The sequence below is a fragment of the Paenibacillus ihbetae genome (assembly GCF_002741055.1).
GTDB lineage: Bacteria > Bacillota > Bacilli > Paenibacillales > Paenibacillaceae > Paenibacillus_AQ > Paenibacillus_AQ ihbetae.
On the sequence record NZ_CP016809.1, the window covers coordinates 2,271,504 to 2,298,231 of the forward strand.

21 protein-coding genes are annotated in these 26,728 nt (G+C 53.8%); 2 read left to right on the forward strand and 19 right to left on the reverse strand.

Annotated elements, in window-relative coordinates; translation table 11 throughout:
- Positions 1-22 precede the first annotated feature (22 nt).
- From BBD41_RS10250 to BBD41_RS10270, 5 genes are all read right to left on the reverse strand, one after another.
- The gene (locus BBD41_RS10250) at positions 23-1,393 is read right to left on the reverse strand and encodes an ABC transporter substrate-binding protein (protein WP_099477522.1); all 1,371 of its coding nucleotides are present in this window, start codon (positions 1,391-1,393) and stop codon (positions 23-25) included.
- A gap of 85 nt (positions 1,394-1,478) precedes the next feature.
- A complete protein-coding gene (locus BBD41_RS10255) occupies positions 1,479-2,318 on the reverse strand; it encodes a carbohydrate ABC transporter permease (protein WP_099477523.1) in 840 nt (279 codons plus the stop codon).
- A 16-nt stretch (positions 2,319-2,334) separates the two neighbouring features.
- Positions 2,335-3,291 (reverse strand): carbohydrate ABC transporter permease, encoded by a 957-nt coding sequence (locus tag BBD41_RS10260; protein WP_099477524.1) that lies wholly within the window; start codon positions 3,289-3,291, stop codon positions 2,335-2,337.
- A gap of 106 nt (positions 3,292-3,397) precedes the next feature.
- Positions 3,398-4,012, reverse strand: coding sequence for an alpha/beta hydrolase (locus BBD41_RS10265; RefSeq protein WP_099477525.1), 615 nt, complete (start codon positions 4,010-4,012; stop codon positions 3,398-3,400).
- A 159-nt stretch (positions 4,013-4,171) separates the two neighbouring features.
- Complete coding sequence (locus tag BBD41_RS10270; protein WP_007132708.1) at positions 4,172-4,513, reverse strand: winged helix-turn-helix transcriptional regulator; 342 nt, start codon at positions 4,511-4,513, stop codon at positions 4,172-4,174.
- A gap of 105 nt (positions 4,514-4,618) precedes the next feature.
- Here BBD41_RS10270 and BBD41_RS10275 point away from each other — a divergent pair, with 105 nt between their 5' ends.
- Positions 4,619-5,533, forward strand: coding sequence for an arginase family protein (locus BBD41_RS10275; protein ID WP_077569737.1), 915 nt, complete (start codon positions 4,619-4,621; stop codon positions 5,531-5,533).
- 385 nt (positions 5,534-5,918) lie between these two features.
- Here BBD41_RS10275 and BBD41_RS10280 read toward each other — a convergent pair whose 3' ends face one another.
- From BBD41_RS10280 to BBD41_RS10290, 3 genes are all read right to left on the reverse strand, one after another.
- The gene (locus BBD41_RS10280) at positions 5,919-6,629 is read right to left on the reverse strand and encodes a PIG-L deacetylase family protein (RefSeq protein WP_223260645.1); all 711 of its coding nucleotides are present in this window, start codon (positions 6,627-6,629) and stop codon (positions 5,919-5,921) included.
- A 30-nt stretch (positions 6,630-6,659) separates the two neighbouring features.
- Positions 6,660-7,619, reverse strand: a complete 960-nt coding sequence (locus BBD41_RS10285; protein ID WP_099477526.1) for a GNAT family N-acetyltransferase — start codon at positions 7,617-7,619, stop codon at positions 6,660-6,662.
- A gap of 159 nt (positions 7,620-7,778) precedes the next feature.
- On the reverse strand, positions 7,779-9,083 hold the full coding sequence (locus BBD41_RS10290) for a serine hydrolase domain-containing protein (protein WP_099477527.1): 1,305 nt from the start codon (positions 9,081-9,083) through the stop codon (positions 7,779-7,781).
- 440 nt (positions 9,084-9,523) lie between these two features.
- On the opposite strand from BBD41_RS10290, the gene BBD41_RS10295 reads away from it, so the two are divergent.
- On the forward strand, positions 9,524-11,668 hold the full coding sequence (locus BBD41_RS10295) for an alpha-amylase family glycosyl hydrolase (protein WP_099477528.1): 2,145 nt from the start codon (positions 9,524-9,526) through the stop codon (positions 11,666-11,668).
- 527 nt (positions 11,669-12,195) lie between these two features.
- Here the strand turns inward: BBD41_RS10295 and BBD41_RS10305 are convergent.
- From BBD41_RS10305 to purS, 11 genes are all read right to left on the reverse strand, one after another.
- Positions 12,196-13,038: a sugar ABC transporter permease gene (locus BBD41_RS10305; RefSeq protein ID WP_099477529.1), complete on the reverse strand. Its 843-nt coding sequence runs from the start codon at positions 13,036-13,038 to the stop codon at positions 12,196-12,198.
- On the reverse strand, positions 13,038-14,351 hold the full coding sequence (locus BBD41_RS10310) for a sugar ABC transporter permease (protein ID WP_077569742.1): 1,314 nt from the start codon (positions 14,349-14,351) through the stop codon (positions 13,038-13,040). The genes BBD41_RS10305 and BBD41_RS10310 overlap by 1 nt, the downstream gene beginning before the upstream one ends.
- A 100-nt stretch (positions 14,352-14,451) precedes the next feature.
- Positions 14,452-15,762: a sugar ABC transporter substrate-binding protein gene (locus tag BBD41_RS10315; protein WP_099477530.1), complete on the reverse strand. Its 1,311-nt coding sequence runs from the start codon at positions 15,760-15,762 to the stop codon at positions 14,452-14,454.
- A gap of 670 nt (positions 15,763-16,432) precedes the next feature.
- On the reverse strand, positions 16,433-17,701 hold the full coding sequence (gene purD, locus BBD41_RS10320) for a phosphoribosylamine--glycine ligase (RefSeq protein WP_077569744.1): 1,269 nt from the start codon (positions 17,699-17,701) through the stop codon (positions 16,433-16,435).
- Positions 17,702-17,900: 199 nt separating this feature from the next.
- Entirely contained in the window at positions 17,901-19,448 is a 1,548-nt protein-coding gene (gene purH, locus BBD41_RS10325; protein ID WP_099477531.1) for a bifunctional phosphoribosylaminoimidazolecarboxamide formyltransferase/IMP cyclohydrolase, read from the reverse strand.
- 727 nt (positions 19,449-20,175) lie between these two features.
- Positions 20,176-20,808: a phosphoribosylglycinamide formyltransferase gene (gene purN, locus BBD41_RS10330; protein WP_099477532.1), complete on the reverse strand. Its 633-nt coding sequence runs from the start codon at positions 20,806-20,808 to the stop codon at positions 20,176-20,178.
- Complete coding sequence (purM, locus tag BBD41_RS10335) at positions 20,808-21,848, reverse strand: phosphoribosylformylglycinamidine cyclo-ligase (protein WP_099477533.1); 1,041 nt, start codon at positions 21,846-21,848, stop codon at positions 20,808-20,810. Before purM ends, purN begins: the two co-directional genes overlap by 1 nt.
- Positions 21,849-22,068: 220 nt before the next feature.
- A complete protein-coding gene (gene purF, locus BBD41_RS10340; RefSeq protein WP_099477534.1) occupies positions 22,069-23,547 on the reverse strand; it encodes an amidophosphoribosyltransferase in 1,479 nt (492 codons plus the stop codon).
- Complete coding sequence (gene purL / locus BBD41_RS10345; protein ID WP_099477535.1) at positions 23,532-25,775, reverse strand: phosphoribosylformylglycinamidine synthase subunit PurL; 2,244 nt, start codon at positions 25,773-25,775, stop codon at positions 23,532-23,534. Before purL ends, purF begins: the two co-directional genes overlap by 16 nt.
- Positions 25,753-26,442, reverse strand: coding sequence for a phosphoribosylformylglycinamidine synthase subunit PurQ (gene purQ / locus BBD41_RS10350; protein WP_099477536.1), 690 nt, complete (start codon positions 26,440-26,442; stop codon positions 25,753-25,755). The genes purL and purQ overlap by 23 nt, the downstream gene beginning before the upstream one ends.
- A gap of 4 nt (positions 26,443-26,446) precedes the next feature.
- A complete protein-coding gene (gene purS, locus BBD41_RS10355) occupies positions 26,447-26,692 on the reverse strand; it encodes a phosphoribosylformylglycinamidine synthase subunit PurS (RefSeq protein WP_007132730.1) in 246 nt (81 codons plus the stop codon).
- Positions 26,693-26,728: the final 36 nt, after the last annotated feature.

Sequence of the window (26,728 nt, forward strand, 5' to 3'; positions counted from 1 at the left end):
TTTTTTCTGTCATTATATCAGATCATTTTTGGTTGGATTCGATAATTTTGTTCACGCGTTCCTGGGAATTACGGATCGTCTGATCGATATCTTGATTTCCGAGAATGAGCTTCTCGTACTCCTCGTTAATCGCCTCATAGACCTCGGCTTGATACGGAGCCGGCGGAACGATGGCGGAAGCCTTGGAAGCAACCAGGGTATCGACGAGCGATTTCTTGTCGACCTTCTCCGGACTTTTCGTTCCGGCGAGAATGGTGTCGATGATTTCCTCGACCTGCTCGCTCTTGACGCCCTGCCATGCCGGAATGTTCTTGCCTTGGACAACCTGACCTTCGGTCGTGTACCAGCGGACGAACTTGTAAGCCTCCTCCTTATGCTTGGACTTGGCGGCAACAGCCACGTAGTCGGTCGTTACCGGCGTAAGTCCGGTCGGATCGCCCTCCTTGTTTTTCGGGAACGGGGCGACGGCGACCTCGAACTCCAGGGGCACTTTATCGGTTCCTCCGATCTCCGTGTTCATCCAGCTGCCGATCGTGATCATGCTCGCCGATTGATTGAAGAATTGGGTCCGGTAATTCAGCTTCTGCGAAATCATGTCCGTGTACGGCACGGAGGATTGATCCTCCTTCTCCATGCGCACCCGAAGCTCCAGCGTCTCGCGGAAGGTCGGGTTATCCAGATTGGAGGTGCCGTCGGCTTTCAAAAAGTCGGTGTCCTGCGGCTGGTTCGCCATTTTGAGCTTCAGAAACTCCAGCCAACCGCCGCCTTGCGGCCCGTGAAAATACGTTCCGTAACGCTTGGCCGATCCCTCGCCTTGGGTCAGCTTTTTCGCGTAATCCGCATAGTCGTCCCAAGTCCAGTCGGTCGGAACGGCAAGCCCCGCCTCCTTAAGATGGTCCTTGTTCAACAGGACGTACCACGGATTGAATTTGCCGGGAAGCGCATACACTTTTCCGTCCAGCCGGGTGTCGACCTTGTAGTCCTCCTCCACGCTGAAGCCGTCCTTGGCAATATATTCATCCAGCGGCTCCGCCATCCCAAGCGCCACCCGCTGGGCATAACCGGCCGGGTCGCTGAACATGAGGATGTCCATCTGCGCCGACGATGCCGCTTCGAGATCCAGCTTCTTGAACGCCTCCTGGGTATCCCCCTTCTCGCTGAGCTGGACGAGCTCGATCGTCACGCCGGGCGTCTTCGCCTCATATGCCGCCAGCGTCTCCTTCCAATTGTAAGCTTCCTCTGTGCCGTACGTATACAATCTGAGATTCATCTTGCCGCCCTCTTGCCCGCTCTCTCCCTGCGCCGTTTGCTCCTTCGCGCCGCCGCACCCGGACAGCAGCCCGATCAGCAGGGTGCCGGCCAGCAAGCCGGCTTGCCATTTCTTATTCAACATTCGATTGCAACCTCCCCATGTTTTCAATTGAATCCCGTGATGATGGGTCGAGCTGTTGATGTATTGCAGGCCGGCCGATTCGGCCTTAGCCCTTGACGCCTCCTAAAGCAATGCCTTCAATGACGCTTTTCTGCCCGATGATGAACACGATGAGCAGCGGGAAAATCGCCGAGACCGCAGCAGCCATGATCAGGGAATAGAATTCGCCGCTTAATGACGTGAATTTCTGCATCGCCAGCGGAATGGTGAACAGCCCGTCGGTGCGCAGGAAAATCAGCGGATTCTGGTAGTCGTTCCATGTCCAGATAAACCGGAGAATGGCGTAGGTTGCAACGGCGGGCTTGACCAGCGGCAGCGCGATCGACCAGAAAATGCGCGGATGGCTGCCTCCGTCGATTTTTGCGGATTCGATAAACTCCTGGTGCACGCCCATGAAAAATTGCCGCAGCATAAACGTTCCCAGCACGCTGAAGCTGCCGAGCACGATCAAGCCGAAATGGTTATCGAACAGACCGATATTGCGATACAGAATAAACTGCGGAATGAGGATCGCCTGACCCGGAATCATATAGGTGAAAAGTACGATCAGAAACAGCCATTTTCCTGCGGCGAACTGGATTTTCGAGAAGCCGTAGGCCGCCAGCGCCGACACCAGCGCCGAAATCGCGGTGGTCAGCAGGCTGACCTTGATCGAGTTCCAGTAGTAGAGGTAGAACGGGTAATCGCCGAACCACACTTCCTTGTAATTCTCAATGGCGTTCCATTCCCTCGGGATCCATTGGATCGGGAAAACGAAGACATCCTTTTCCACCTTGAAGGAAGTGATGAGCATCCAGACAAAAGGGAGCAGGAACAGGATGCTGACCGCGAACATGACCGCCGTCACGAACGCCTTGCGCCAGTCGGCCCGAAGCAGCGTGTGCATGGTTTCCTCCTCCTCTCTAGTAGTTGACCCATTTCTTCTGGGCCGCCCACTGCCCGAGCGTGATCAGCATGACGAAGCCGAACAGCACGGCTGCTATGGACGATGCATACCCAACCTTCAGATTCACAAACGCCGTGTCGTACAAATACCAGACCATCATCGTTGTCGATCCGATCGGCCCGCCCTGGGTCATGACGGCGATAATGTCGAACACCTTGAAGGTCGAGATGATTCCCGTCACGAGCAGGAAAAAGGATGTCGGCGACAGCAGCGGCAGCGTAATCCGCCTGAATTTCGTCCATCCATTCGCCCCGTCAATCTCGGCAGCCTCGTACAGGTCCTTCGGTATGGATTGCAGGCCGGCGATGTAGATAATCAGATTGAACCCGATCGAGATCCACACCGAGATCATCATGATCGATACGAGCGCATAGTTCGGATCGGCGATCCATTTCGGCGGATTCGCGATGCCGATACTTCGCAGCACCTCGTTAATCGGGCCGTAGGAAGGCTGGAACAGCACCTGCCATACGACCGCAACCGCGACGATGTTCGAAATGTAAGGCATGAAGTAAGCGACCTTGAAGTATCCCTTCATGTACACATGCCGGTCGATCAGGATCGCAAGCGCCATGGAGATGATCATGTAGATCGGAACCGTCAGCAGAAAGATCATGTTGTTTCGGATGGATTTTAAGAAGATATCATCCTCAAGGAGACTGCGGAAGTTTTGCAGTCCGACCCACCGGATACCGTCCCAGCCCTGCACGAAATTCCAATCGGCGAAGCCGAGCACCAGCGTTGCGATAATCGGGAACAGAACCAGAATCATGACGCCGATCAGCATCGGACTGATAAAAACCATTCCCCATAGCTGCTCTCCCCGCCGGAGACTTCTTCCGAAGCCCCTGCGCCTGCTGGTGCCGGCCTCGCGCAGGCCCGGAGGAGGCATGCTTTTCATTGTGCGTGCCATGTCTGACCACCTCGATTGTTTCGGATGGTTTCAGTATAAAAAAAATACCGTCAACGCATTGACGGTATTTTGATCAGATTCCCTTTAATTTTTACCTTTGCTTCCCTTACAGGAATTTCTCCTTAAACCACGAGGACGCCATGCCGACCTCGGACCGGCTCAGCTGATGGCCGCCGTTCTCCCAGTACAGCTTCACGTCGGCGCCCGCTCCGCTCAGGAGCTCATTCAGATCCTCCGTCTCCTGCGGAAGACAGATCGGATCGCGCCGTCCTGCCGCAATGAACACCGGCACGCCGCTCAAATCGGGCAGCGTTTTGCCGCGGAGCGGAACCATCGGGTGATGGAGGATTGCCCCTTGCAGTGCATCCCCCCGGTGGAAGAGCAGGCTGGCCGCGATATTGGCGCCATTGGAGTAACCGATGGCCACGATTCGGCTGCGGTCGAATTCATACTTCTCCGCCGCCCAGTCCAGGAACGCATGGAGCTCCTGCGTCCGTTGTACGAGATCCTCCACGTCAAAGACGCCTTCGGCCAGACGCCGGAAAAATCTCGGCATCCCGTTCTCCAGCACATTCCCGCGGACGCCCAGCACGTTCGACGCCGGCGACACCATCTCGGCCAGCGGCAGCAAATCCTCCTCGTTTCCCCCGGTGCCGTGCAGCAGCAGCAGGGTCGGCGCCTCGGCGGACGTGCCCTTCCGATAAATATGTTGATGCTCCATATGACAAATCTCCTTTCGGTCCATTCAGCTTATTTTCATAGAATACCCATAAAGCATTTGCTAATTATCTTTAATTTAAGATTCTTTAATTACATCATACCATGGATTTCATGAATTTCAAGTGCGAAATGGACTTGAGGAAGGTCAGGCTAACTTGATTCAATGGCTGCGATTCTTCTCTCCCCACTCGCATAATCCTTCCAATACCGGTAATAGCGTTTCCGCCTTAGCAGTAAGACTATACTCGACTTTAGGCGGAACCTGAGGATACTCCTTCCGGTTCACCAAACCGTCCGCCTCCAGTTCCTTTAGCTGGGAGCTCAAGGTTTTATAAGTAATCGCTCCTATTTGCCTTTTTAGATCATTGAACCGGACCGGTTGGTTTTCTGCCAGAAGGTAAATAATAACCATTTTCCATTTGCCGCCAATCACCGACAAGGTGTAACCAAATGGTGTGTCTTGGATATGCTTCACCTTGCCTTTATATTCAGCCATGCTCATCTTCACACTATCCTTTCGGGTAGTACCTATCAAATTTGTGCGTACTACATTTTTATTTGTGCTCATTTTATACTTGCTTTACTTTGAAGTAAAGGAGATAAAAACATGACTCAAAAAACCATTCGTCTGTTAATGCCGCAATGGCAAGGAGGCAATAACCCTAACTACTCTTTTGGAGCAGAGCTGCTTGCCTGGCTGGCTCCGGACAATGACCAGCCTCTTATTCATGTGCCTGTTCAAGCATATGATGGAACTCCGCTTGAGAACGAGAACGGCATGCATGGAAGAACCCAGCTGCTCGAACAATTAAAGTCCGCACAGCATCTCATTGATGCTCATAAACCGGATCGCATTGTCATGTTTGGCGGCGACTGTTTAGTGGAGCAAGCCCCGTTTGCCTATTTAAACGAACGATATGGCGGCGAATTAGGTTTAATTTGGATCGATGCTCACTCTGATTTGGTTAATTACGTCGGGTACGATAACGGACATGCGCTGCCGCTCGGAAATCTTTTGGGAGAAGGAGATAAGGATTTCGCACAGCATGTAAAAGTCCCGCTAAAGCCCGATCATGTCTTTATCGCCGGATTAGCGGCGCCTACAGAGCAAGAAGCGGAAGTGATTTCAGAGGCATTTCAAAGACTGGGAATAACTACTGCAGAAGCAGACACAGAGGTCATCCAACGATTAGGTATTCGAACGGCCAGTTCTGAAGAGCTAGCGAGCAGTACCGAACCCGTCAAAAAATGGATCAAAGAAAACGGCATTAAGCACCTGGCGATTCATCTTGACCTAGACGTGCTTGATCCAAAAGCATTTCGTTCTTTATTATTCGCAAATCCTGAAGATCCCTTTAAACTGTCTCCTGCCGGAACCATGCAACTGCCTCAACTGCTTAAACTATTGAAAGAGCTTTCTGAGGAAACGGATGTCGTAGGGCTAGGTATAACGGAGCATATGCCGTGGGACGCCATATATTTGAAAAATTTGCTTGGAGAAATACCTATTTTAAACAAGTGAACAAGCGCATGCTCCATTACGGATCCATACGGGCTTCCAGTCCCTGAACGGCGCCCTGCCGACTTAAAAAGGAAAAGAGGCCTTCCGAAATGGAAGGCCTCCCTTATTGTATTCTCTATATGATTCCGTACGTGTTCCCCCGTAACAGAGACCATTATACCAGAAGATAAGAACTATGTCAGCGAGTGATTTGTCATTTCTCACAATTTTTTTGCGATTTTATTAGTTAATCTTCCAGATCGATGGATGGAATAGCATATTTTTTCAGGATTATGCAAAATTTGATTCCAGCCGCTCCCCGGTACGATATATAGACGAATTAAACCGTTTCGCTAAGCATATCGCTGATTGAAAGTCGCTCTTTGGATTTTTGCATAATCCTCATTTAGAAAAATTGTAATCGTTTTGTTAAAGCTCCTTGCGGAACAGCAAATGCCTGCGCCCGCTTGAAGTTCATCGGGGCTCCGCGGACGATGGTCAGCGCCTTGTAATATTCAATAAACGGAAAACCGTAGGTTTCTCCGCGCGCATAGGCATATACATTCATGGCCTTGACCCATGTCTCGTAGGCTTCATCCGGAATATCGATAAACACCTCGGGATGAAAATCGTACGGATCCTCCCAGTTGTCCGCGTAGTACAGATGCTGCGCATAATGCGACGGCAGCTCGCGCTCGATCGTCTTCAGACCGGCATAAAAGCGGGCGTCCTCGACAATGTAATGCGTATTGGAATGGTCTTTATGAATGCTCCCTTTCCAATGAGTAATGATGATATCCGGCTTCACTTCCCGGATGACGTCGGCAACCTGGTACTTGACCTCCTCGTTGAGCGGAAGCTCTGCGTCCTTATAGGCAAGAAACCGGACATCGGCCCCGACGATATCAGCGAATTGGTGCGCCTCCTCTATCTTCTGCTTTGCATAATCTTCGGGGGTCATACGGGGATGCCCCTTTTCTCCCGGTGTCAGATGCAAAAATGTCGCTTTATGTCCCGCCTGTGTGTATTTAGCAATAACCGCGCCGGCTGTCAGATCCATATCTCCCGCATGACCGCCGATCGCCAGAATATGGTGCTGCTTCGCTTCCGTCATCATAAGTCCTCCTCTTATTGTGAGTCGTACAGGCTAATACAATGACTTGCTCATAATGTCAAACCGGCGTGTGATCTGAAAGCCGGCTCTCCGGTATAAATGCCCTGCGGGGCTTTGCTCGCCGGTCCATAAAAACCAGGCGCCGTGGAGTCCCTGCGCTCGCATCAGGGCGAGGCAGTCGTACAGCAGAATTTTTCCCAGCCCCTTGCCCTGCATGGAAGGATCGACGCCGAACGGACCGAACCGCTCCGCAACTCCCTCATACCCGCCGTGGAGGCAGAAACCGACCAGCTTCCCCCGGTCTCTTGCAATGAGGATCTGATCCGTCTGCAAGCGCTGAAGCAGTCCTTCGCGGATCGCCCGGCCCCAATCGGGATTAAATACGTCCGTGGCAAAAGAAATCAGCTCCACCAGATCGCTGTCGGAAGCCGCTCCAAACGTAAAGCCTTCGCGCTCGCGCTGCCGCTTCAGCTCCTCCACGTCCGGCGGAACGCGGAAGTCGACGAGCGAGCGGTTCATTGCAGCCGCCGTGTAGTTTCTTGTGAACCCCGCCGCCTGCAGGAAGGCGAGTCCCTCGGGATAGCTTTCACCGTCGATCCCCGGAACGATATAATTCGGCGCGTACGAGGAGAAGAACACCTTGCTGCGCCCATGACGGCGAAGGAAAGCCTCCGCCTCCTCCAGCAGCCGCTTCGCAATGCCCTGCCTGCGCGACGAAGGCGCGGTTCCGAAGAACGTGATCCATCCGTGTTCGGGTTCGAGCTCCGTGCCGATCATCGGCAGCTTTCTCCGCACGGCATACAGCGCACCGGTAATGGCTCCCTCCTCCTCAGCGACCCGCAGCCCCTCCGGATCAAAATTCGGATCGAGCAGAACCAGATTGCGGAACCGCAGCCGGGTAACCGGATCTCCCGTTAAGCAGACATTCCACAGCGCTATAATCCCTTCCTCGTCTCCAGGCCGGTATGACCGATAAATGATGCCGCTCACCATGCACCGCCTCCATCCCATAGGTATCAACTTATGAACACTTCATTGCCCAATAAGTAAGTAATTGCAGCACAGCGTAATGATTCAGTAACTGATTGCCCCTGACGAATGCCGACCGAAGCACAATGCCGCTTGGTGTATTCGTTGAGCCAGCATACGAGGCTAATTCGGATCGCGAACTGCGCCTGTGATGGCGTTATGCACTTGGACCCGCAGCTCTTTGACGCTGCTGCTCCGTCCGCCGTACACCCGGTTGGTCAGCAGCACGACGGCAAGATCATACACGGGGTCAATCCACAGGCTTGTACCGGTGAAACCGGTATGGCCGTAGGCGCGGTCGCTCATCCAATCGCCGGAGGCATCCATGCGGTCGCCCTTGAGCACCCAGCCAAGTCCGCGGTTTGCACCCGGTATTGCTGCCGTATGCGGCTTGATTGCCGTTCGCGCCGCAGCAGGAGACAGTATGCGCGCTGGTGGCGATGCTCCCGAGGCAGATGACAGGCTCTGTGGTGATGACGTTGGCACACCGGAAGTCGGCGGGATCGGCGATGGCGATGCTTCTGCAGCTACCGCTGTTCCGGTCTCGGTACTGGGTGCTGCCGCCGAACCGGCTTCGGTATGCAAGGGAACAGCTGAACCTTCATCAGCTTGGCCCCGTGGTCCAGGAACAGCTCCCTCAAGCAGCCACATATGGGCATATCGCAGCAAATCCCCCGCCGTCGCGAACAGTCCGGCATGACCGCATATGCCGCCGAGTGCCCGCGCCTTCTCGTCATGCACCACACCGCATAAATGGCCCTGGGATTCCTCGTCGTACTCGGTTGCCGCATACCGGCCAAGCTGCTCCAGGGATGGCGTTAAGGTGGAATCAAGCATGCCGAGCGGTTCAAACACCCTTTGCCTTATCGCCTGGTCCAGCGGCATCTGCAGCAGCTCCTCGGCGATGCGCCCGAGAGTCAGGTATCCCAAATCACTGTATACAACGTTCTTGCCCGGTTCGCTTGAGAGCGGGGAAGTCAGCACCGCGTCCCACATCTGATCCCGGCTCCAGCCGCGGGAATGAAGATCCATATCCGCCGCAAGGCCCGAGGTATGCGTCAGCAGCTCGCCTACCGTAATCGCCATCTTACCGGAGGCTCCGAATGCCGGAACAATATCAGCCGCTTTCGTGCTAAGCGTAATCCGTCCCTCATCCACCAGCTGGAGAATCAGCGGAAGCGTGACCGCAACCTTCGTGATGGAGGCGCAGTCATATAACGTGTCCTTCCGGACGGCTGCCGGCTCGCCTTGCTTCGGCTGCGGATCGGCAAACCCAGCCGCATAAAACCACGTCTCTCCCCGATGCAGCACGCCCAGTACAGCGCCAGGCATAATTCCTGCATCAATGGCCCGGTTTACGGCCGCGCAAGCGGCCTGAAGACCGTTCATGTCCAGCCCTAGACGCTCCGCGCCCTCATTTCGATTCACACGCAACCGCTCCTTTCCGTCCATATGCTCTTTTTTTGAACCATGCTCCCGACCTTTGTAATTCGAGCCCCTACTCCAGCCGTTGTAAACGCTTTATAAATCCATTATATGACTTGTGAAATTTTGTATCAACATATTATACGATTTATAAAATTTTATTTCGCAGCAATAATTCGATTTTCATAAAAATGATATTTTTTTCATCAGATAGGTTTGTTATATATTGACAGTTGAATCCGCTTCCATTTACAATATGGGTGAATCTAACACTCGCACAAATTAAGGGCCATGCATTCCTTAACCGTACACCCGGTATGGAACAACCCCGGTATCTCGATTCGAGAAGCCGGGGTTTTTTGTCGCCGGATTTTTATAAGGAGGTGATGGAAGCAACAGCGGACAAGCCTTACCACTACGAACGATTACATAGGAGGTAGAGTATGAAGAAATGGATGAAAATGACAGCCGCGCTGTCCCTCGGGTTATCCCTGACGCTGGGGCTGTTTACCCCCGCTGCTAACGCGGCGCCGGATACCTCGGTATCCAATAAGCAGAACTTTAGCACCGACGTCATCTATCAAATTTTTACCGACCGGTTCTCGGACGGCAATCCTGCGAACAATCCAACCGGGGCGGCGTTTGACGGGACCTGCACGAATCTCCGATTGTACTGCGGAGGCGACTGGCAGGGGATCATCAACAAAATCAATGACGGCTACCTGACCGGAATGGGCGTAACAGCCATCTGGATTTCCCAGCCGGTTGAGAACATTTACAGCGTCATCAATTATTCCGGCGTCAATAACACGGCCTACCATGGCTATTGGGCGCGGGACTTCAAGAAGACGAATCCGGCCTACGGCACGATCTCCGATTTCAAAAATCTGATTGCCGCGGCGCATGCCAAGAACATTAAAGTGATTATCGACTTCGCCCCGAACCATACGTCTCCGGCTTCTTCCGACCAGCCATCCTTCGCGGAGAACGGGAAGCTGTACAATAACGGCACCCTGCTCGGGGGATACACGAACGATACCCAAAATCTGTTCCACCACAACGGCGGCACCGATTTTTCCACGACCGAGAACGGGATTTACAAAAATCTTTATGATCTCGCCGACCTGAACCATAACAACAGCACCGTAGATGTTTATTTGAAGGATGCCATCAAAATGTGGCTGGATCTCGGCATCGACGGCATCCGCATGGATGCGGTCAAGCATATGCCGTTCGGCTGGCAGAAGAGCTTTATGGCCACCGTCAACAATTACAAGCCGGTCTTCACCTTCGGCGAGTGGTTCCTCGGCGTCAACGAGGTCAGCCCGGAAAATCACAAGTTCGCCAACGAATCCGGCATGAGCTTACTGGACTTCCGGTTTGCCCAAAAGGTTCGCCAGGTGTTCCGGGATAACACCGACAGCATGTACGGCCTGAAATCGATGCTGGAGGGCTCCGCAGCCGATTATGCCCAGGTGGACGATCAAGTGACGTTCATCGATAACCATGATATGGAGCGGTTCCACAGCAGCAATGCAAACCGCCGGAAGCTGGAGCAGGCGCTGGCATTTACGTTGACCTCCCGCGGCGTCCCTGCCATCTATTACGGCACCGAGCAGTATATGTCGGGCGGGAATGATCCGAACAACCGGGCACGGATTCCTTCCTTCTCTACGACAACGACCGCCTATCAGGTGATCCAAAAGCTTGCTCCGCTGCGCAAATCCAATCCGGCTATCGCCTACGGATCGACGCAGGAGCGCTGGATTAACAATGACGTGCTGATTTATGAGCGCAAATTCGGCAATAATGTTGCCGTCATTGCCATCAACCGTAATCTGAGCACGCCGGCTTCCATTTCCGGCCTGATCACTTCCCTGCCGCAGGGCAGCTACACCGATGTGCTTGGCGGCCTTCTCAACGGCAACACCTTGACCGTGGGCTCCGGCGGAGCTGCTTCGAACTTCACGCTCGCCGCCGGCAGTACAGCCGTATGGCAATATACAACGGCCACGACGACACCAACCATCGGGCATGTCGGTCCGATGATGGCCAAGCCGGGCGCATTGATCACCATCGACGGACGCGGCTTCGGTACCAGCAAAGGCACCGTCTACTTCGGGACGACGCCGGTAACCGGCGCGAACATCACGTCCTGGGAGGATACGCAGATTCAAGTAAAAATCCCTGCGGTTGCAGGCGGCATCTACAATATTAAAATCGCGAACGCTGCCGGAGTGTCGAGCAATGTCTACGACAATTTTGAAGTGCTGTCCGGCGATCAGGTCAGCGTCCGCTTCGTGGTGAACAATGCGACAACATCGTTGGGACAAAATGTGTTCCTGACAGGCAATGTCAGCGAGCTGGGCAACTGGGATCCGGCCAAAGCAATCGGCCCGATGTACAATCAGGTCGTTTACCAGTACCCGACCTGGTACTATGATGTCAGCGTACCGGCAGGAAAGACCATTGAATTCAAGTTCCTGAAAAAATCAGGCTCCACCGTCACCTGGGAAGGCGGAAGCAACCATACCTTTACCGCACCAACCAGCGGCACGGCAACCATCAATGTGAATTGGCAGCCGTAAGGGAGATTGAATTTATACAAAATAAAGCAACAGCAAGCGGCTCTGGAGATTCTCCAGAGCCGCTTTGCTTTTTATGTTTTCTTGCGCTTGATCAACCGGCCTCAGCTTCCCCTGATCAAATCAACCGACTACCATAAGCATTCAATACATCATTTCGGCCTGAGCATGTTGAGAACTGGCCGAATTGCCGCATGGAATGCACACAAGAAGCGGCATCTTTAAGAGGAATCAAAAGGTAATCATCTTCTTCGATCATCAAAGAGACAAACATCGGTAATTTTACGCTCATACCAAAACAAGCTCCGCAGGATAATCGCGGAGCTTGTTTTGGTCATTACACTTTCCCTCCTGAGCTGACGGAAGGAGGCTTCAACGGAGCCGGCGGAATCATGCTGGAGAAACAAAGTGGTCCCCTTTATCCCCGGATTTCTACATTAAATAATCAATTCATAAAGAAATCCGGGGATAACAGGGATCGGAAGCAGGATCCGCATGCAGAGTGCTGCCTAACCGTAAAGCTCCCCAATTTAACCTTTGCTCGCGCCTGCCGTCATGCCGTCAACCAGCAAACGCTGCAGGAAGATAAACAGGATCGTAATCGGCAATGCAATCAGAACCGAAGCCGCCGCGAACAGCGTAAAGTTACTGTCCTGCGTGGAGTTGACCAGGTCCCATAGACCGACAGCCAGCGTCCAGTTCTCTTTCGTCCGCAGTACGAGACGGGCAAAGATGAAGTCTACCCATGGTCCGACGAAGAGCGTCAAGCTCATGTACGTAATCATCGGCTTCGACAGCGGCAGAATGATTTTGCGGAAAATTTGGAAGTTGGTCGCACCGTCGATTTTGGCCGCCTCATCCAAGCTGCGCGGAATCGTGTCGAGGAAGCCCTTCATAATAAGCGTTCCTCCCAGCGGCGCCCCGGCCGCATAAACGATAATCATCGCCGCATGCGTATTCAGCAGGTTCAAGGAGTTGAGCAGGATGTAGATCGCAATCATACTCATGAAGCCCGGGAACATGCCCAGCACGAGAATCGTGGACAGCGCGTTCTTACGGCCTTTGAACCGGAAACGGGAAACCGCATAACTCGTAAGCAGCACGAGGATCGTACCGATGACCATCGAGAAAAGTGCGATTTTGAGCGTATTCATATACCAGGTTTCGAACAGGAAGCTCTGGGACGTGAACAGCTCTTTGTAGTGATCCAGCGTAAATCTTTCAGGAATCAGGGACTTGCTATAGAGCGACTTTCCGGGACGGAAAGAGGACAGAACAATCCAGAGCGCCGGGTAAATACAGCAGATCGCGATAATAACCAGCAAAATGTAGCTAGCCGTTAACCGGATCGCGTTTCTCGTTTTAATTCCCATTATTGGATCATATCCTCCTCTTTAAATGATCTGGTTCGGCGATAGTTGTAAATCGAGAAGGTCGCGATAATCAGGAAGATAATAATCCCGATCGCCGACGCCATATTGTATCGCTGCTGATCCAGTGTCAGCTTGTAGAGCCAGGTTACCAAGAGGTCCGTTGCTCCCGCGTATTGATAGTCGCCCACCACCGGGTTCCCGTTGGTGAGGAGGAAAATCAGGTTGAAGTTGTTGATATTGCCGGCGAACTGCGTAATGAGCACCGGTGCCGTCGAGAACAGGATCATCGGCAGCGTGATAATTTTGAATTTCTGGAAGCCGGATGCCCCATCGACGTCGGCCGCCTCGTACAGGTCCTTCGGAATCGTTGTCAGCACGCTCATGACCAGCAGCATGGATACCGGAATGCCGACCCACATGTTAACGATGATGACGGTTACCTTCGCCCAGAACGGATCGGTCAGCCATGGAAGGCCGTCCATACCGAAATATCTTAAATATTGGTTAATCGGTCCGAATTGGCCGTTGAACATGTTGCGCATCACGAGCAAGGAGATCAGCTGCGGAATCGCATACGGGATGATCAGGATGACGCGCCATACGCCTTTGAAGCGGATGCCTTTTTGCTGGATAAGCAGCGCTACCAGCACCCCGCCGAAATACGTAGTCACCGTGGCAAGCACTGCCCAAATGATCGTCCAGGTCAGTACGCCGAAGAAGGTATGACTCCACGTTTTTAATGCAACGAGGTTCGTAAAGGTTTTAAAACCTACCCAGTCTACCAGGTTGGCAGGCGGCAGATTATTCGGTGCGGAATAATTCGTGAAGGCCAGCAAAATCATGAAAATGATCGGCATGATCGTAAAGAACATGATACCGATAGCCGGCAAGGTCAGAAACGACTGCGCAAATTTGATTTCGAAAATATAGTTAAGGGTTTGTTTGAAGTTGTTGGGAGCGATCCCCATATCCCTTTGTTTTCCAGCGTTATATGCGTTCTTGATATTGGCATAGTATCCGACAAGGAATACAGCCAGCATCATGATTGTAATAAGACCTTCAATCAACAGATTGATGGAGTGGTCACCTGCCACCATTTGGGTTAATCCGTTAACCTTCGCTAAATGGCTTCCCTGGTCCCCCAGTGTCGCCATGCCCCAGATTGCGTCTCCGAGGTTATTGATAAAGTAATACAAGCTGAATACGCCTACGATAAGCAAAAGAATGCCTTTAATCCATTGACGATTGTAAAGCTGACCCAGACCCATGCATATGGCTGACAGTACAGCCGCTATCGTACGATGTTGACGCATGCTCCCTCCAATCTCCTCTACCGTATAATCGAGGAATCACCCGCCGACCATCGGCGGGTGAATTTCTTCATCTTTTTCGTGTTATGAAGCTGTATGCCTCTTACTCGCCGCCTCCGCCGCTGTTCAGGTCTTTCACTTGGGTTACGGCTTTATCCAGCGTTTCTTTAATGTCTTTATCGTTATCCCAAATTTCGGACAGGGCAGCGCCTACAGGGGACCATACGTTAGCCATTTCCGGTACGGAAGGCATTGGCTGGGAGGACTTGAACTGCTCCGTGAATGCCGATACGTATTCGTCGTTCTTGATTTGGTCGTCTTCTTGCGCTTCGATATTCGTTGGAACCGAGCCTACCAGGGCGCTCAGTTTCAGCTGAGCTTCTTTCGTCGTTGCAAAATCAGCGAACAATCTTGCAGCTTGCGGATATTTCGTGAACGAGCTTACATACCAAGCTTTGATACCGGAGAACGATACGGCAGGCTGTCCGCCGATGGCCGGGATTGGAGCTACGCCGAGCTTGTCGCCGAGCGCTTCTTTATATCCGCCAAGCTCCCATGGTCCGTTGATATCCATTGCCAGATCGCCGGAAGTGAACAATCCGCGCTTGATGTCAGGCGTGATGTCGCCGGACTTAACCGGAAGAATTTCTTTCAGGCTTGCATATACTTCCATACTCTTAATGGCACCCTCGTTGTTCAAACCGATGTCATTGACGTCCGTGCCACCGCTTCCAAAGATGTAACCGCCGTTGGAAGCCAGGAATGGATAAGCAAAGTACAAGTTACCGGTTTCAAACATGAAGCCGTATTTATTCTTGTTCTTGTCCGTGAAGGTTTTGCTGAACTCGATGACTTCTTCCATCGTTGTCGGAACTTCCTTCACCAGATCCTTGTTATAGTACATCAGGTAAGTTTCAGCCGCACGCGGGTATCCGTACAGCACGCCGTCGTAGCTGACACCTTGGATCGCTGCTTCCGTGTTGCTGCTCTTTGTTTTTTCTTCGAATACGTCGTTCGGCAGAACCAGGTTCGTCGTAACCGCTTTACCCAGGTTGTCGTGCGGGAACAATACGATGTCCGCACCCAGTCCGGACGGACCGTCCTGTGCAAGCTTGGTTACTTGGTCGGTTGGGGACAATTCTTCGATCGTCACTTCTACGCCGTACTTCTCGGTAAATTCCTTGGCAATCTCATCGGTATAGGCTCTTTCGTCACGGCTCTCCCATACGATCAGCTTCGCGCCTTCTTCAGGCTTCAGTTCTACAGTTTCTGTATTTTCAGCCGGCGTCTCTGTCGCAGGCGGGTTCTCTGCAGGCGCTTCCGCAGCCGGAGTACCCGAGTTTCCTCCGCATGCCGTAATGGAGAATGCCAGCGTGAAGGTTGCAGCCAGCGTCAGAATTTTCTTCATCTTCATTCCATGATTACCCCTCTCAATAATGATCAGAAATGTTGGAAATCTGCGCAAACGATTTCAGAAAATTTTCAGCCTCTCTTTTTCTATGTAACGTTTGGCGAGAAACCAAGGAAAAATTCCGGTGAGAAAGCGCTTCATCCACTGTAGACATCATACAACATTTCGGATTGATTGCAAAAACGTTTGCACAGATCATTTATCCCCAATTTTCGGCTAAAATCCTATGTTATCTCGCTCAATCACCCTATATCGTAGGTTATCGTAAAAATATATGCGCAAGATCCTGTGCAATTCAGTGATTTTTCTCTCCAAATCGGACATGATCGGCCGAAAAATGCTCCATTGTTGCACAAACGTTTGCACACAAAGCTCAGCCTTCTCTTTCACTGACAGAATGAACCTTACACACCATAAATACTGGCGTTTCGCTCACTCACTGCCTGCCTCCAGCCGAGGATGCTGTCGATTGGACAGCGAATTGTTGATGCAATTGCGAGGTCCTGAAAACAGCTGACCCGGGTGCGGGTGCACTCGGGTTAGTTAAAAGCTCCAGACAGAATCTATACGCATAAACCCAGTTCCGACTATATGCAAAAGGAGCCTTCGCAACGAAGACTCCCTTGATGTACCCGTATTTGGTTTATAAGCTTTGGAAAAAGCTCTTAGAATCTTAGACCAGCGCCTTCAGCGCGATATCCGTCCGGTTATGCTTTCCCTCGAACGCAATCGACTCCGCCCGAGCATAAGCCTTCGCCCGAGCTGCAGCGATATCCGCTCCAAGACCGACCACGCCGAGCACACGCCCGCCATTCGTCCTCCAGGTTCCATCGGCATCGCGGGAGGTTCCTGCGTGAAATACAATCGTCCCTTCCTGCTCATCGTCCAGACCGGAGATTGCAATCCCTTTCGGATACGATGCCGGATAACCGCCGGAAGCCAAGATGACGCATACCGCAGCGTCTTCGCTCCATTCGAGCTCCAGATCCGCAAGCTTTCCGTTCACGGTCGCAAGGAACACCTCGAGCAAATCCGTTTGGAGGCGAGGCAGCACAACCTGGGTTTCCGGATCGCCGAATCTTGCATTGAATTCGATCGTTTTCGGCTTGCCGTCCGGCGTAATCATCAAGCCGGCAAACAATACGCCGCGGAACGGACGTCCTTCGGCTACCATCGCTTTCGCCGTCGGCTTGATGATCGTTTCGACCGCTTCCTTGATGATGGAAGGATCGATATGCGGCAGCGGGGAATAGGTCCCCATTCCCCCCGTATTCGGTCCTTGGTCGCCGTCATTTACCGGCTTATGATCTTGGGCGGCAGACATCGGTTTGACGGTTTCCCCGTCGACAAAAGCCAAAATCGACATCTCCTGACCCTCAAGAAACTCCTCGATCACGACCCGGCTGCCGGCTTCGCCGAATACCTTGGATTGCATAATATCGCTAAGCGCCTTCTCCGCTTCTTCGAGCGTTCGCGCTACGGTAACGCCTTTGCCTGCCGCAAGTCCGTCGGCTTTCACCACGATCGGCGCCCCTTGGCGGCGCAGGTAGGCCAGCGCCTCCTCGTAGTCGTCGAATTTCGCATAAGCTGCCGTTGGAATGCCGTACTTATGAAGCAGATCCTTCATGAACGTCTTGCTGCCCTCGATTTCAGCGGCATTTTTGCGAGGACCGAATACCGGGATGCCCGTGCCGTCAAACGCATCCACGATGCCGTCCGCCAGCGGGTCGTCCGGTCCTACCACGACGAGGCCAACCTGCTTCTCCACCGCAAAAGCGGTCAGCTTGTCAAACTCCGAAACGGCGATCGGCACGCATTCGGCCAACTGGCCGATACCTGCATTGCCGGGCGCGCAATAAATCTTGCCTGCCTTCGGGCTCTTTGCCAGTGCCCATACGATGGCGTGCTCCCTGCCGCCGCCGCCGATGACCAGAATATCCATGCTACCCCTCCTCATATTCCTATCCATTTGGACAAGTCCATTTTGTTTCATTAGGTAAATCGTTTATCACACACTAGTCCGTATCATTTACTACGCCATCGTTATCCCACACAAGTTCGTATCATTTCACTCCGTAAATCGTTTATCCCGCTAATGATGTGAGAACCCGAGCAGATATGGGCCCGGGCTCTTGGTGTTATTAATGTTTGAAGTGTCTAACGCCGGTAAATACCATCGCGATGCCATGCTCGTTCGCAGCCTTGATGGACTCCTCATCCTTGATGGAGCCGCCCGGCTGAATGATGGCGGTAATTCCTGCTTTCGCGGCCAGTTCAACCGTATCTCCCATCGGGAAGAACGCATCCGATGCCAGAACAGCGCCCTTTGCTTTCTCGCCTGCCTGCTCAACTGCAATGCGCGCAGAGCCGACGCGGTTCATTTGTCCTGCGCCGACACCCACGGTCATATCGTCTGCCGCCAATACGATGGCGTTGGACTTCACGTGCTTTACGACCTTCCATCCGAAGAGCAGCTGCTTCAGCTCCGCTTCGGTCGGCTCGCGGTCGGTAACGACCTTCAGGTCCGCCGGATCCAGGGAATGCACGTCGCTCTCCTGAACGATCATGCCGCCTTCAATCGTCGTAACGGCGAGCGTGCTTTGACGCTCCTTCGCCGAACCGAACTCGCCCATTTTCAGCAGGCGGATGTTTTTCTTCTTCGTCAGAATTTCAAGGGCTTCCGGCGTAAAATCCGGGGCCAGGATAATTTCAAGGAAAATTTCCTTGAGCAGCTCGGCCGTAGGCGCATCGATCGTCCGGTTCGCGGCTACGATCCCGCCGAAGATGGAGGTTGGGTCCGCGTCGTACGCTTTTTTGTAAGCTTCCAATACGTTTGCGCCAATTCCGACGCCGCACGGATTCATGTGCTTCACGGCAACGACCGCAGGCTCGTCGAATTCCTTCACGATCTGCAGCGCGGCGTTCGCGTCATTGATGTTGTTGTAGGACAGCTCCTTGCCGTGCAGCTGCTCGGCTGTCGTAAGCGTACCGACAGGTGCCAGCGGCTTGCGGTAAAATGCAGCCTTTTGATGAGGGTTTTCGCCATAACGAAGATCCTGGATTTTTTCATAAGTGACGCTGAAGCGTTCTGGGAGCGGATCGCCGGTTACGTTCGACAAATATTCGGAGATTAATGTGTCGTAAGCGGCCGTGTGGCGGAATACCTTGGCTGCAAGCCGTTTGCGTGTTTCCAATGTCGTATCTCCGCCTGCACGGATCTCCTCGATCACCTTGCCATAGTCCGCAGCGTCGACAACAACGCTTACGAATGCATGGTTTTTCGCAGCCGAGCGCAGCATCGTCGGTCCGCCAATGTCGATGTTCTCGATGGCATCCTCATACTCGACATCCGGCTTGGCAATCGTCTCCTGGAACGGGTACAGATTCACGACCACGAGGTCAATGTAATCCAGGCCCAGCTCCTTCATCTGACGCTGATGGTCTTCGCTGTCGCGAATCGCCAGCAACCCGCTGTGCACCGCAGGATGGAGCGTCTTCACGCGGCCGTCCAAAATTTCAGGGAAGCCCGTCACATCGGAGATGCCGATGACAGGGACGCCTTCTTTGGCGAGCAGACTCTTGGTTCCTCCTGTCGAAATAATCTCTACACCCAATGAAGACAACTCACGGCAAAATTCCACGATGCCGGTTTTATCCGAAACGCTGACCAATGCTCTTTTGATACCCACGTCCATACCCCCTCATTTGAATGAAAAAACTTTTTACCTTACGACTTCCGCCATTTTTGCGAGAACCTGCACAGTAATGTCTTCCCTTTGCGCTAGGGATTGCCAGCCGCAACCGGTAGGCGTCTACTTGGGCGGCCGCTCTGCGAATCCATTTCGACCCGACAAGTACCTAAAAGGGACTTGTCTACGCTCTGCGGCTCCGTTTCGACCCTACAAGTACCTAAAAGGGACTTGTACACCACTCTGCGGCTCCTTTTCAGCCCAACAAGTACCTAAAAGGGAGTTGCTCTTTAGAGCTGCTGCCCCCCCTAAGAATCCCTTGCCAACGTTTTCTGTCGCCTCGTTCTGCAAAAACACCCTGTCTTGAATCCGTAGATGCTGTCGATACACGATAATTCCAAATTATTTCCCGAGAAATATCGAACATGTCGATTATCTGTGCAAGCTTGTCCGCTTTTAGAAGAAAAACGTCCGGAAATCATTGATCCCTATGCGTTAGTACTTGCGAAAAGGAACAACTCACCGGCATCGAACCTGCACGAACCTGTAGCGAGCCTACAGCAACCTGAAAGAACCAGCATAGAACCTGCAAGAGCCTACAGCAACCTGCAAAGAACCAGCATCGATCCTGCAGGAGCCTGCAACGAGCCTACAGCAACCAGCAGCGAACCTGCCTGCATACCAACATACTAGATTCACTAGCCCAATTCAGGTTTTTCACGCATACCTAATGTTCAACGTCCTGCACGTTATCAGCTATAGTCACATGGCGCCCGTTCAGCGAAACCCGCCCCTCGGCGAACCACGATACGACTTCATAATACAGCTTCTGTTCGACCTCATGGATCCGTTCCGCCAGCGCAGCCGCGCCATCGCCTTCCCGTACTCCGACAGCCCGCTGGGCGATGACGGGACCTGTATCCATGCCTCCGTCTACAAAATGCACGGTTACCCCCGTCATCTTCACGCCGTACTCGACCGCCTGGCCGATGGCATCCTTGCCAGGGAAAGCCGGCAGCAGGGACGGATGAATATTGATGATTCGCCCGCTGTACGTTTCGACAAACGATGGGCTGAGCAGCCGCATGTATCCGGCAAGCACGAGCAAATCCACGTCCCGGCGGTCCAGCTCCGCCGCAATTTCACGCTCATACGCTTCCTTCGAGGCATAAGCTTTCGGTTGAAAAACGAAAACGTCGACATCCGCGGCCTTCGCCAGCTCTACGACAGGAGCCTCCGGCTTGTCGCAGACTAACAGCCGGATTTCGGCTCCCAACAAGCCCTGTCGCTGAGCCTCCACCAAAGCTTGAAAATTACTGCCCCTCCCGGAAGCGAATACCGCAATCCGATTGGCCTTCATTACACTTCAGCCCCCGTAAAGGTGACGACACGCTCGCCTTCCGTTACGCGGCCGATGACATAAGGCTCTTCACCCGCCGAGCGGAGATACGCCAGCGCTTGATCCGCATCGCTCTCGTTCACGACAAGAACCATGCCGATCCCCATATTAAATGTCGTAAACATGTCTTTATTGGAAATGCCGCCCTTCTCCTGCATCAGCTTGAAGATCGGCAGAATCGGCCAGGTTCCGTACTCAATGTCGACATTGACGCCATCCGGCAGCATACGCGGAATGTTCTCGATGAATCCGCCGCCCGTAATATGCGCCATGCCCTTCACTTCGATCTCTTTCAGCAAGCCCAGCAGCGGTTTGACGTAGATTTTGGTCGGTGCCAGCAGCACGTCGCCAAGGCGTCCCCCCAGCTCCGGAACCTCCTGCTGCAGCGAGTACCCGGAATCCTCCAGAAGCAGCTTCCGCACAAGCGAGAACCCGTTGCTGTGCACCCCGCTGGAAGCCAGGCCGATCACGGTATCGCCTGCCGCGATATTCGATCCGTTGATCATTTTGGACTTGTCGACAATGCCCACCGTGAAGCCGGCAATGTCGTACTCCCCCTCGCTGTACATGCCCGGCATTTCCGCCGTCTCCCCGCCGATCAGGGAGCAGCCGGCCTGGTTGCAGCCATCGGCAATGCCTTTGACGATGGACTCAATTTTGGCAGGAATCACCTTATCGCAGGCCAAATAGTCGAGAAAAAAGAGCGGTTCCGCGCCTTGCACCACAATGTCGTTCACGCACATGGCTACCGCATCGATTCCGATGGTGTCATGCTGGTCCATCGCAAATGCAAGCTTCAGCTTCGTGCCGACGCCATCGGTGCCCGAGACGAGTACCGGCTCTTCATATTGGTCTTTATTCAGCTTGAACAGGGCGCCGAAACCGCCGAGATCCGTCATGACTTCCGGTCTGAATGTCGTTTTGACATGCTTTTTCATCCGCTCTACCGCTTCGTTGCCTGCTGCGATATCCACGCCTGCTTGTTTGTAAGTATCCGACACGCGTCTAACACTCCTTTTCATTTAAAAGAAAGAATCAGTGCACTAATCATTTATGGCCTTAATCAATCATCCGCTAAACGGTGAAAAAACATCTGCAAGTTACGGAGATAGGACCCTGTTCACCATGATCCCTGGTGCCCTCCCGCCCCCCTACATCGAGGTTCAATAGGAGCGGCGCGAGGGTCTCAGGACTCATTCCAGGTACCTTCAAGAGTTAATCTTAACAGCTGCAGCCCATCTTCTCTTCCCCGTCAAAATCAATCGGTGTCGGGTAATCATTATCGAAGCAAGCAAGGCATAAACCGCCTTTATAGCTCTGCTCGTCATAGCCGCCGATGGCCGAGATCAGCCCCTCCACACTAAGGAAGGACAAGGAGTCGGCATTGATCTCCCGGCAGATTTCCTCGATGCTCTTGGAAGAGGCGATCAGCTCCCGGCGGTCCGGCGTGTCGATGCCGTAGAAGCAGGGATTCTTGAACGGCGGCGAGGTAATCCGAACGTGCACTTCGGTCGCCCCCGCTTCGCGAAGGAGGTTGACGATCCGGCGGGAGGTGGTTCCCCGCACGATCGAATCGTCAATCATGACGACCCGTTTGCCTTCGACCACGCGACGCACGGCGCTAAGCTTCATCTTCACGCCCTGCTCGCGCAGCTCCTGGCTCGGCTGGATGAACGTCCGGCCCGTATATTTATTCTTGATCAGCCCCAGCTCATAAGGGATACCGGTCTGCTCGGCATAACCGATAGCTGCCGAGATGCTGGAATCGGGAACGCCTGTAACGACATCCGCATCGATAAAAGATTCCAGCGCCATCCGGCTTCCCATCCGCTTGCGGGCCGAATGCAAATTCGAGCCGTTCAGGTCGCTGTCCGGGCGGGAGAAATAAATGTACTCCATCGCGCACAGCGCTTTGCGGCCCGGCGCCGTATAGCGCTCCTCGCGCAAGCCGTCGCGATCGAGAATGAGCAGCTCCCCGGGAGCGACATCGCGGATCGTCTCCGCGCCGATCACTTCGAGCGCACACGTCTCGGAAGTGAAAATATAAGCGTCGCCCAGGCGGCCCATCGTCAGCGGACGCAGCCCGTTCGGATCGGACGCAACCAGCAGCTTGTCATTGGTCATCAGCAGGAATGCAAACCCGCCGACTAGACGCTGCAGCGCGTCCTTCGCCGCTTCGACGAAGTCCTTCGGCGAGCGCGCGATCAAGTGCGCAATGACTTCGGTATCGCTCGTCGTCTGGAAGATCGAGCCCGCTTTCTCCAGCTCGCGCCGGAGCATCGGCTCATTTACGATATTGCCGTTCGTGGCAATCGCCAGATTGCCCTCCCGGTATTTGAAGACAAGGGGCTGTGCGTTGGTAATCCGGCTGTCTCCGCTGGTGGAATAGCGCACATGCCCGATCGACATGTTTCCCTTGAGCGATTCCAGCTTATTCTTGTCGAATACTTCCTTCACCAGGCCCATGTCGCGGTGATAATTGAAGCTGTCCCCATCGGCCACGCAGATGCCCGCGCTTTCCTCTCCCCGGTGCTGCAGGGCATGCAGTCCGTAATAGGATAGGGAGGCGGCATCGGGATGACCGAACACCCCGAATACGCCGCACTCTTCTTTTAATGTATCGAATATATCGCTCTTACCTGTTCCCTCATTGTAATAATCCCCTGTCCATAATCCTTCGGGTATCAGTTCATGAGACATGGAATGGCATCCTCCCAGACGGATTTCAAAGCCTCCACGGATTCATTCAGCGCAGAAGCACCGTTAATGTTCATGCTGAGCTTGCTTCCGCCTACAACGCCAAGCGCGTTGAATGGAACGCCGGCTTCTTGAAGGAGCTTCTCCAGCGCATTTTTATGATCCGGGGATACGGATAATACGATCCGGGATTGGCTTTCGCTGAAGAGGGCGATGTCGCTGCGAAGGTCGGTCGACCATTCGATCGTTGCACCGACATTGCCGCTGATGCAGCTCTCCGCAAGCGCTGCGGCAAGTCCGCCTTCCGACACATCATGCGCGGATTGAACGAAACCGGCCTGGATCGCTTTCAGCACACCGCTAAGCAGCTTCTTCTCCTTCTCCAGATCGAGCTGCGGCGGCCGTCCTTCGGATACGCCATGCACCACGGCCTGGAACTCGCTGCCGCCAAGCTCGGCATAGGTTTCGCCGAGTACATAAATCAGATCGCCCTCGTTCTTGAAGCCTTGCGTCGTAATATGATCCGTGTCGTGGATCAGGCCGACCATGCCGACAACCGGCGTCGGGTAAATCGCGCCTTTGGCGTTCTCGTTATACAGACTGACGTTGCCGCCGATCACCGGCGTTCCCAGCTCGCGGCAGGCTTCCGCCATGCCGTCCACGGCTTTTTCCATCTGCCAGAAAATATCCGGCTTCTCCGGACTGCCGAAGTTCAGGTTGTCCGTGATCGCCAGCGGCTCGGCCCCGGAGCATACGATATTGCGCGCCGCTTCGCTGACGGCGATCTTGCCGCCGAGCTCGGGGTCGAGATATACATAACGCCCGTTGCAGTCCGTTGTCATTGCCAGCGCCTTGCGCGTGCCTTGAACGGTCACGACGGCCGCATCCGAGCCCGGACGTACGGCAGTGCTGGTGCGGACCATATAATCATATTGGTTATACACCCATGCTTTGCTTGCAAGGCTTGGCGAGCCGAGCACTTGCTTCAGCGCTCCCCCGAGATCCTTCACTTCATCGTAGCGGAGCGTGTCGACCGAGGCTTGCTCTTTGTAATAAGCAGGTACCTCGGACGGTTTATTATATACAGGGCACTCGTCAACAAGAGCCGTAACCGGCATGTCGCCGACGACTTCGCCGTGGTGGAACAGCTTCAGACGACCGTCATCGGTCACCTTTCCGACCTTGGCGCAAATCACGCCCCAGCGATCAAAAATTTCACGCGCCTGCGCCTCATGCTGCGGCTCGACAACGAACAGCATCCGTTCCTGCGATTCCGACAGCATCATTTCGTAAGGCGTCATGCCTTCCTCGCGCTGCGGAACTTGATCCAGATACAGCTCAAGCCCGTTACCCGCTTTGCTTGCCATTTCCGCGCTGGAGCAGGTCAGGCCTGCCGCGCCCATGTCTTGAATGCCGAGCACGATGCCGGAGTCGATCAGCTCAAGGCAGGCTTCCATGACGAGCTTCTCCATGAACGGGTCGCCAACCTGAACGGCCGTGCGGTTCGCTTCGGACTCCTCGGTCAATTCGACGGAAGCGAACGTTGCCCCGTGAATGCCGTCGCGCCCTGTCGGCGGTCCGACGTAGAACACCGGATTGCCGACCCCTTTAGCTACACCGCGCTGGATTTTGTCATGATCGATAATGCCGACGCACATCGCGTTGACCAGCGGATTGCCTTCATAGCTCTCGTCGAAGACAACCTCGCCTCCGACCGTCGGAATTCCGATGCAGTTGCCGTAGCCGGCGATCCCGGATACAACATGCTCGAACAAGTACTTCACGCGGTCGCTCTCCAGCTTGCCGAAGCGAAGGGAGTTCAGGATCGCAACAGGTCTTGCGCCCATGGAGAAAATGTCGCGGATAATGCCGCCCACGCCAGTGGCCGCGCCTTGGTAAGGCTCAACGGCCGACGGGTGGTTATGGCTTTCGATTTTGAATACGACCGCCTGGTTGTCGCCGATATCGACGATGCCCGCGCCTTCGCCGGGTCCCATCAGGACGCGCGGCCCGCTGGTCGGGAAGCGGCGCAGCAGCGGCTTGGAGTTCTTATACGCGCAGTGCTCGGACCACATGACGCTGAATACGCCGATCTCCGTATAGTTCGGCTTGCGTCCCATGAAGGAACAGATCAGCTCGTACTCGCTGTCCGAAACTCCCATCTGCTTGTAAATCTGATGCTCTGCAATCTGTTCTGCCGTCGGTTCCTTAACGGACGTTTGCTGCGCCATGAGTATCCCTCCATGCCTGTAATATGGATGTGAACATTGCCTTGCCGTCTTCCGAACCGAGCAGGCTGCTTACCGCCCGCTCCGGATGCGGCATCATGCCGATCACGTTGCCGCGTTCGTTGCAGATGCCTGCGATGTCCGCGACGGAGCCGTTCGGATTATCTTGATACGTAAATACGATTTGCCGGTTGTCCCGGAGCCTCTTCAGCGTTTCTTCATCACAGTAATAGTTGCCCTCGCCGTGAGCGATCGGAATGACGATCTCCTGTCCTTCCGCATATTCGCGCGTGAACGGCGTTGAGCTGTTGACCACTTTCAGCACACTGTCATGGCAGCGGAATTTCATCGAAGCGTTGCGGCGCAGCGCCCCCGGAAGGAGTCCCGCCTCCGTTAAAATCTGAAATCCGTTGCAGATGCCAAGAATATATTTGCCCTCTTCTGCCGCCTTCGCCACCTCGTTCATTACCGGGGCGAACCGGGAAATCGCACCACACCGCAGGTAATCCCCATAGGAGAACCCGCCGGGCACCAAGATGCAATCGTACGGGGATAAATCCGTTGCCGTATGCCACACATAATCCACCGGCTGCCCGATTGTCTCTTCCACCGCTTTGTAACAGTCAATATCACAATTGGAGCCAGGAAAGACCAGCACTGCAAATCTCATGGTTTTAGCCCTCCAATTCGTAACGGTAGTTCTCGACCACCGTATTCGCCAGAAGCTTCTCGCACATTTCCTTGACGCGCTGCTCAGCCTCTTCACGGTTATCCGTATTCAGCTCAAGCTCCATATACTTACCGATCCGCAGGCTCTCCACTTCCTTGTAGCCGATCGAATGAAGCGCCCCCTGCACCGCGACCCCTTGCGGATCCAAAACGCTCTGTTTAATCGTGACGTAAACCTTAGCTTTCAACATGTTCTCCTGCTCCTCCTCGGTATGAATAAATAGTAT

Bases quoted from the DNA above. Each gene is read 5' to 3' on its own strand.
- BBD41_RS10250 (WP_099477522.1), bottom strand. From the start codon at position 1,393: ATGTTGAATAAGAAATGGCAAGCCGGCTTGCTGGCCGGCACCCTGCTG.
- BBD41_RS10255 (WP_099477523.1), bottom strand. From the start codon at position 2,318: ATGCACACGCTGCTTCGGGCCGACTGGCGCAAGGCGTTCGTGACGGCG.
- BBD41_RS10260 (WP_099477524.1), bottom strand. From the start codon at position 3,291: ATGGCACGCACAATGAAAAGCATGCCTCCTCCGGGCCTGCGCGAGGCC.
- BBD41_RS10265 (WP_099477525.1), bottom strand. From the start codon at position 4,012: ATGGAGCATCAACATATTTATCGGAAGGGCACGTCCGCCGAGGCGCCG.
- BBD41_RS10270 (WP_007132708.1), bottom strand. From the start codon at position 4,513: ATGAGCATGGCTGAATATAAAGGCAAGGTGAAGCATATCCAAGACACA.
- BBD41_RS10275 (WP_077569737.1), top strand. From the start codon at position 4,619: ATGACTCAAAAAACCATTCGTCTGTTAATGCCGCAATGGCAAGGAGGC.
- BBD41_RS10280 (WP_223260645.1), bottom strand. From the start codon at position 6,629: ATGATGACGGAAGCGAAGCAGCACCATATTCTGGCGATCGGCGGTCAT.
- BBD41_RS10285 (WP_099477526.1), bottom strand. From the start codon at position 7,619: ATGGTGAGCGGCATCATTTATCGGTCATACCGGCCTGGAGACGAGGAA.
- BBD41_RS10295 (WP_099477528.1), top strand. From the start codon at position 9,524: ATGAAGAAATGGATGAAAATGACAGCCGCGCTGTCCCTCGGGTTATCC.
- BBD41_RS10305 (WP_099477529.1), bottom strand. From the start codon at position 13,038: ATGGGAATTAAAACGAGAAACGCGATCCGGTTAACGGCTAGCTACATT.
- BBD41_RS10310 (WP_077569742.1), bottom strand. From the start codon at position 14,351: ATGCGTCAACATCGTACGATAGCGGCTGTACTGTCAGCCATATGCATG.
- BBD41_RS10315 (WP_099477530.1), bottom strand. From the start codon at position 15,762: ATGAAGATGAAGAAAATTCTGACGCTGGCTGCAACCTTCACGCTGGCA.
- purD (WP_077569744.1), bottom strand. From the start codon at position 17,701: ATGGATATTCTGGTCATCGGCGGCGGCGGCAGGGAGCACGCCATCGTA.
- purN (WP_099477532.1), bottom strand. From the start codon at position 20,808: ATGAAGGCCAATCGGATTGCGGTATTCGCTTCCGGGAGGGGCAGTAAT.
- purF (WP_099477534.1), bottom strand. From the start codon at position 23,547: ATGTCTCATGAACTGATACCCGAAGGATTATGGACAGGGGATTATTAC.
- purL (WP_099477535.1), bottom strand. From the start codon at position 25,775: ATGGCGCAGCAAACGTCCGTTAAGGAACCGACGGCAGAACAGATTGCA.
- purQ (WP_099477536.1), bottom strand. From the start codon at position 26,442: ATGAGATTTGCAGTGCTGGTCTTTCCTGGCTCCAATTGTGATATTGAC.
- purS (WP_007132730.1), bottom strand. From the start codon at position 26,692: ATGTTGAAAGCTAAGGTTTACGTCACGATTAAACAGAGCGTTTTGGAT.